The following is a 5,245-nucleotide window of genomic DNA, read 5'->3' on the forward strand; positions in this document are numbered from 1 at the left end:
CTGGGGTGGCGAATCTGTCCCTTTCAGAAAAGACAAGAAACGGAGGACCCCTGGCTCAGGATTTATGACCGGCAGCACTAGTCATCTTCTGCCGAGGCCACGAACTGGGCGATGGCGCGGACGGTGGGATGGTCCCACACCAAAGTGTCGGGGAGTTCCCGCTCCAGCCATTCTTCAAGGTCGCCCGAAAGCATGACGGCTTCGATGGAAGAGAGCCCGAATTCGGTCAGGTCACGCTGGCGCTCCACCTCCTCGGGCTCGATGTCCATGATCTCGGCCAGCTTGGCCGCGATCCATTCTTCGACCTGGTCTTGGCTTGGGGCCGCGGTAGCGCTTGGCGACATGCTTTTTCCTTTCCAAAGAGCTGGAGGTCATTCGGCGCGCAAGGCGGTCAGCGGATCGACGCGGACGGCGCGGCGGGCCGGGATGAAGCTGGCCACGAAAGCCACGCCCAAGAATCCCAAGGCCAGCGCCGCCAGGAAGATCGGGTCGAGTCCGGCGATGCCCGGCAACATTCCGGCCAAGGCTGTGCCAACCAGGGCGGCGCCTGCCATTCCCAAGGCCAGTCCAACCAGCACCATGACGGCCGTCCTGCCGAGGACGACCTTGAAGATGTCGCCCACGCGGGCTCCCATGGACATGCGGATGGCGATTTCCTGGGTCCTCTGGCTGACGGCGTGGGACACGATGCCGTAGATTCCGGCGACCGACAGGGTCAAGGCCAGCAAGGCGAAGACTCCGAAGAGCCAGGAAAAGACGCGGGGCTGCCAGAGGGCCTCCGATTCGACCTGAGCCAAGGGCTTGAGCCTTTCGATGGGCAAGTCGGAGTCCACCGTCCAGACGCTCTGGCGCAGGGCCGCGGCTGAAGCCAGCGGATCGCCCCTGGTGCGGGCCAGCAAAGTGAAGGTGCGCGTTGGATGCTGCCCGTTGGGCAGATAGACGGCGGGCTGGGGCGAGCGCTCCAGCGCGTCCTGGCGGACGTTGGAAACCACGCCGACAACCTGCATCCAGGGAGCCTGGCCGTCCTCGCGGGCCAAGCGCAGGCGCTGGCCGAGCGGGTTCTCCTGGGGCCAGAAGCGCTGGGCCATCTCCTGGTTGACAATGGCCACCGGCGCCCCATCCGGTCCGTCAAGGCGAGTGAAGGCGCGTCCCCGCAGCAGGGGAATGGAAAGGGTCTCGAAAAACCCGGGGCTGACCACTTCATAGATGGCGGCGGGAGCGGGATCGCTCCTGGGCTGGAAACCCTGCACCTCAAAGCGTTGCCAGGACGTCCCCGCCATGGGCGTAGAGTAGCTTGAGGCGGCCTGCTCGACCACGGAAAGCGACTGAACCGACTGCAGCACCCGCTCCTGCAGATCAAGCTGGCGCTGGTCGCTGCCGTATTCGTCTCCGAAGGGCACCACGATGGCGGAAAGCACGCCCTGGGAGTCAAACCCGCTGGGACGCTCCTGCAATGAGAGGAATCCCTGCACCATCAGTCCGGCCCCTACCAGCAAGGTCAAGGCCACGGCCACTTCGGCGGTCACCAGCGCGTTGGAAAGCTTGCGCCCTCCGCCGGCGGCGGCGCCGGTCTCGCGCAAAGCATCGCTGAGCTGAGCCGACCAGGCGCGGCGGACGGGCGCCAATCCGAACACGATGCCGGTGACCACCGCCAGTCCGGCTACAAAGGTGAGGACGCGCCAATCCAGGCTGAAATCGGCCCAGAAAGGCAGGTCGACGGGCAGCGAAGCGATGAGGTATTCGAGCCCCACCACGCCCAGGAAGACGCCCGGGATCGCTCCCAGCAAAGCCAGGACGACGCTCTCCGTGAGCAGTTGCCCCGTCAGGTGCCCGCGTCCGGCGCCCAGCGCCGAACGCACCGCCATCTCCCTTCGGCGGCGGGCCGAGCGGGCGATGAGCAGGTTGGCCAGGTTGGCGCAGGCGATGAGCAGGACGAAGAGCGTCACGCCCAGGAAAACCATGGCCGCCGTATCGGTGTCGCCCACGTAATGTCCCCGCAGCGAAACCACCGAGGCCCCGCGGCCCTCGTTGCTCTCGGGATAGGCTTGAGCCAGCCCCTCGGCCACGCGGTTCATCTCGGCCTGGGCCTGCTGCAAGGTGACGCCGGACTTGAGGCGGGCCACCACGTTGTAGTAGGTAGCCGTGCGCGGTTGCTGCAGGGCCTCGCTGCCCAGCGGCAGCCAGACGTCGGCGTACTCGGGGAACTTGAAGCGCGGAGGCATCACGCCCACCACGCTGTAAAGCCGGTCGTTGATGTCGAGCTCACGGTCCAGCACGGCCGGGTCGGAGCCGAAGCGGCGTTCCCACAGGGAGTGGCTGATGAGCGCCACGTCCTGCGCTCCCGGCTGGGCGTCGACCTCGGTCAGGATTCGCCCCTCCAGGGCGCCTACGCCCAGCAAGCCGAACAGGTTGGGCGTCACCGAGGCGCCGGAAAGGCGCTCAGGACGTCCCTCTCCCGCCAGGTAGAGTCGCTGGTCGACGAAAGCCGCCATGTCGCTGAAGACCCCGTTCTGCTCGCTCCAGTCGGTAAATTCCAGGTAGGAAAGCTTAAGCTGGTCGCGGCCTTCCTGGGGCAACGTGGCGTCGATCCAGACCAGTTGCCGGGGCTGCTCATAGGGCAGCGGACGCAACAGAATCGTATTCACCAGGCTGAAGGTGGCCGTATTGGCCGCGATTCCCAGAGCCAGGGTAAAGACGGCCAGGACCGTAAAAGCCGGGTTCTTGAAAAGTACGCGCAGAGCGAAGCGCAGATTGGATGTCATTCTCGACATCGGTCCCCCTTTAAAAAGGTTTCTCAGCAATCTGTCAAAATTGCGAGCGGCAACTGGTGCCGCCCGTTAATCGTTGAATTATAATGACTTATGGACCAATTGGCAATTTTTTTCAAACTCATTGGCGTTTAAGCACATGGATTTTAACCTACCTAGCCAGGATCTTGCAGCCTGAGAGCCTCCAGCCCATGCAGGCGGGTGAGCAAAGCCACCACTTTCTTCCGTTTTTCCTCAGAGTCGGGCAGCAGATCGGCCAGCCCGGCTCCCTCTTGTAAACGATGAAAAAGCCCTTTGAGTTGGGCGGGTTCGGGATAAGCCTTGAGCGTCAGGCAGTCGACCCAGGCCGTCCCATCGGGACGGACGTTGGGCACGATGCGGCTTTCGTTCATCTTCAAGACCGCTCCATCGCGCAGGCGCTCAAGCAGCTTCCGCGGGTCGGGCTTGCCCTCGGGCGCCGCCTGGAGCCGGCGCCAGCGGTGCAGAAAAGACCAACTGATCCAGGGAGCAGGACGCTGCCGGACTTGTTCCTGCAAGAAATCGTAAAGGCGCTGCAAGCTCTCCTGGGCGAAGTCGTACGAACACTGCCCCCGCATCACAGCAAGAGGCGAGCCATTCGGGCGACCCATAAAAGAGGCCCGCTCCGAAGAGAGCGGGCCGGGCACAGTAGGAAGCACGTGAAGGGATGTTATGAAGGGTGTCCTCAGACGGTTCGGAAAAGGAGCCGGGAACGTCGATCAGGTCGGGAACTCGCATTAGTTGTTAAGACTCGCGCCGTTCCCGGCTCCTTCTTCAAGGCCCGGTCGAGGGGAAGCCAGCGTTGCAGGGGACAACCGAGCCTCGAAGCCGAACCATCCAAAGATGCGAATAAATTAACACCCCCGCCGCCCCCTGTCAACCGTTTCCGCGATTTTTTTCGCAGAAAAAATTTGGGGTGGGGCATTGGGCTACTTGTGTGTTGATGGCCCGCCCGCCCCATTTTTCGCTTGCTTTCCCTCCCAAGCTCCTCTAGCGTAGCCCGCTGAGACATCCGAAACCGCCAACAGGCGGCCCTACCCGGTGCTGTAACACCGAGCAGGGCCTTGCCATGATCACTCGCGAAGGAGCGACCATGACCAGCCCCATTGTATCCAACTCCAGCCGTCCCCCTGTTGAACTGACCGCTGAAGAGTGGTCCGAGTTACTGGACTGCGCTTCCGCCTTCCACACCTGTTTCAAGAAGTGCCAGGGCCTGGAAGGCGATGAAGCCATCGAACTCTCCCGATCCGTCTACATCCGCTTCAGCCGCGCCCTCACAGGCATCAATGCGAGGCTGGAAGGCGAGTAGACCCCTCCAACGACCATCCCACCTCTACTGTTCCTTGAGCTATTGCCGGGGTGCCTGTGCCCCGGCTTTTTTCATTTCTGGAGCCTTCCATGCTGCAAACCGAATTCCATTCCCTGGTGGGCACCATCGCCCGCCGCGCCCGCATCGAGGCCGACTACACCCAGGACGCGCTATGCAGCCGTTCGGGAGTCACCAGGGGCCAACTCTACGCCCTGGAAAACGGACGCCGCTTCACGCCTCTGACCCTGGCCCGCATCGAATTGGCGCTGGGCGTCTCGGTCTGGCCCATCCGTCCTAGCGAGCCCATCCCCCTCTCAGACGCCGTCCTGCATCAGATCATGCGCCAACACTTCGAGGCCCTGCCCCGCGTCCTGACGGCCCGTGACATCGTGCTGGCCGCCACCCAACTCACCGGCCTGGAGCCTTCAGACCTGCGCTCGCCCTGGCGCTTGCGCGAATACGAGGTGGTGCGCCGCGCCTGCTGCCACGTGGCCGCCGCGAACCGCTGGGTCACCATGGCCGACATCGCCCGCGAACTCAACCGCTCACTATCCAGCGTCTACCACCTCGCTACGACTGCCGCCCGCGCCGACCTGGACGCGCCCGAAGTCGAACTGGCCCATGACATCGAACTGGAACTGGAGGACTTGCTATGAGCCGCGATCCCGTGAACGAACTCATTACCCGGTTCCTCCGTCACGAGCGCAAGAAGCGCCGCATGCGCATTGTCGATGTAGCCGAAATCAGCGGCATTCCCACCAGTTCCTATTCCTGCCTGGAGCGCGGGCGCTACCGCCTCACGGCTGAATCGCTGCTGCGCATCCAGATAGCCCTAGGCTGCTCGATAGAGGCCCTGTGGCCGTTCGGCAACTGGAGGGTGGCCAAGGTTACCGATGAGGTGGTCCGGCTCATTCTGGAGGAGACAGAGAAGAAGCTGCCCGCACTCGCGACATCCTTCGACATCACTGAAGCCGTCTACCACGTGACGGGCATCGACTTCGATGAGATGGCGTCCCGCACCATCAGACGCCCCGTCGCCGAAGCCAGGGCCGTAGCCGCCTACCTCGCCCGCCACACGCCCGAAGTGCTGATGAACGACTTGGCCCGCGATCTGGACATGGACCCCTCAAGCCTCAGCACGGCGGCTACC

At 63.5% G+C, this 5,245-nt stretch carries 6 protein-coding genes; 3 read left to right on the top strand and 3 right to left on the bottom strand.

The window, feature by feature from the left end:
* Positions 1-77 precede the first annotated feature (77 nt).
* From VLU25_19975 to VLU25_19985, 3 genes are all read right to left on the bottom strand, one after another.
* Positions 78-344 (bottom strand): acyl carrier protein, encoded by a 267-nt coding sequence (locus tag VLU25_19975; protein ID HSR70218.1) that lies wholly within the window; start codon positions 342-344, stop codon positions 78-80.
* A gap of 27 nt (positions 345-371) precedes the next feature.
* Positions 372-2,771 (bottom strand): ABC transporter permease, encoded by a 2,400-nt coding sequence (locus tag VLU25_19980; protein ID HSR70219.1) that lies wholly within the window; start codon positions 2,769-2,771, stop codon positions 372-374.
* Positions 2,772-2,923: 152 nt separating this feature from the next.
* A complete protein-coding gene (locus tag VLU25_19985; GenBank protein ID HSR70220.1) occupies positions 2,924-3,364 on the bottom strand; it encodes a hypothetical protein in 441 nt (146 codons plus the stop codon).
* Between the two features lie 515 nt (positions 3,365-3,879).
* On the opposite strand from VLU25_19985, the gene VLU25_19990 reads away from it, so the two are divergent.
* The 3 genes from VLU25_19990 to VLU25_20000 all read left to right on the top strand — a co-directional run.
* Positions 3,880-4,095, top strand: a complete 216-nt coding sequence (locus tag VLU25_19990) for a hypothetical protein (protein ID HSR70221.1) — start codon at positions 3,880-3,882, stop codon at positions 4,093-4,095.
* Positions 4,096-4,184: 89 nt separating this feature from the next.
* Positions 4,185-4,751 (top strand): helix-turn-helix transcriptional regulator, encoded by a 567-nt coding sequence (locus VLU25_19995; GenBank protein ID HSR70222.1) that lies wholly within the window; start codon positions 4,185-4,187, stop codon positions 4,749-4,751.
* On the top strand, positions 4,748-5,245 hold a 498-nt coding region (locus VLU25_20000; protein HSR70223.1), incomplete at its 3' end, for a helix-turn-helix transcriptional regulator. The genes VLU25_19995 and VLU25_20000, both read left to right, overlap by 4 nt.

Source organism: Acidobacteriota bacterium, from assembly GCA_035471785.1.
Lineage (GTDB): Bacteria > Acidobacteriota > UBA6911 > RPQK01 > DATIPO01 > JANQFM01.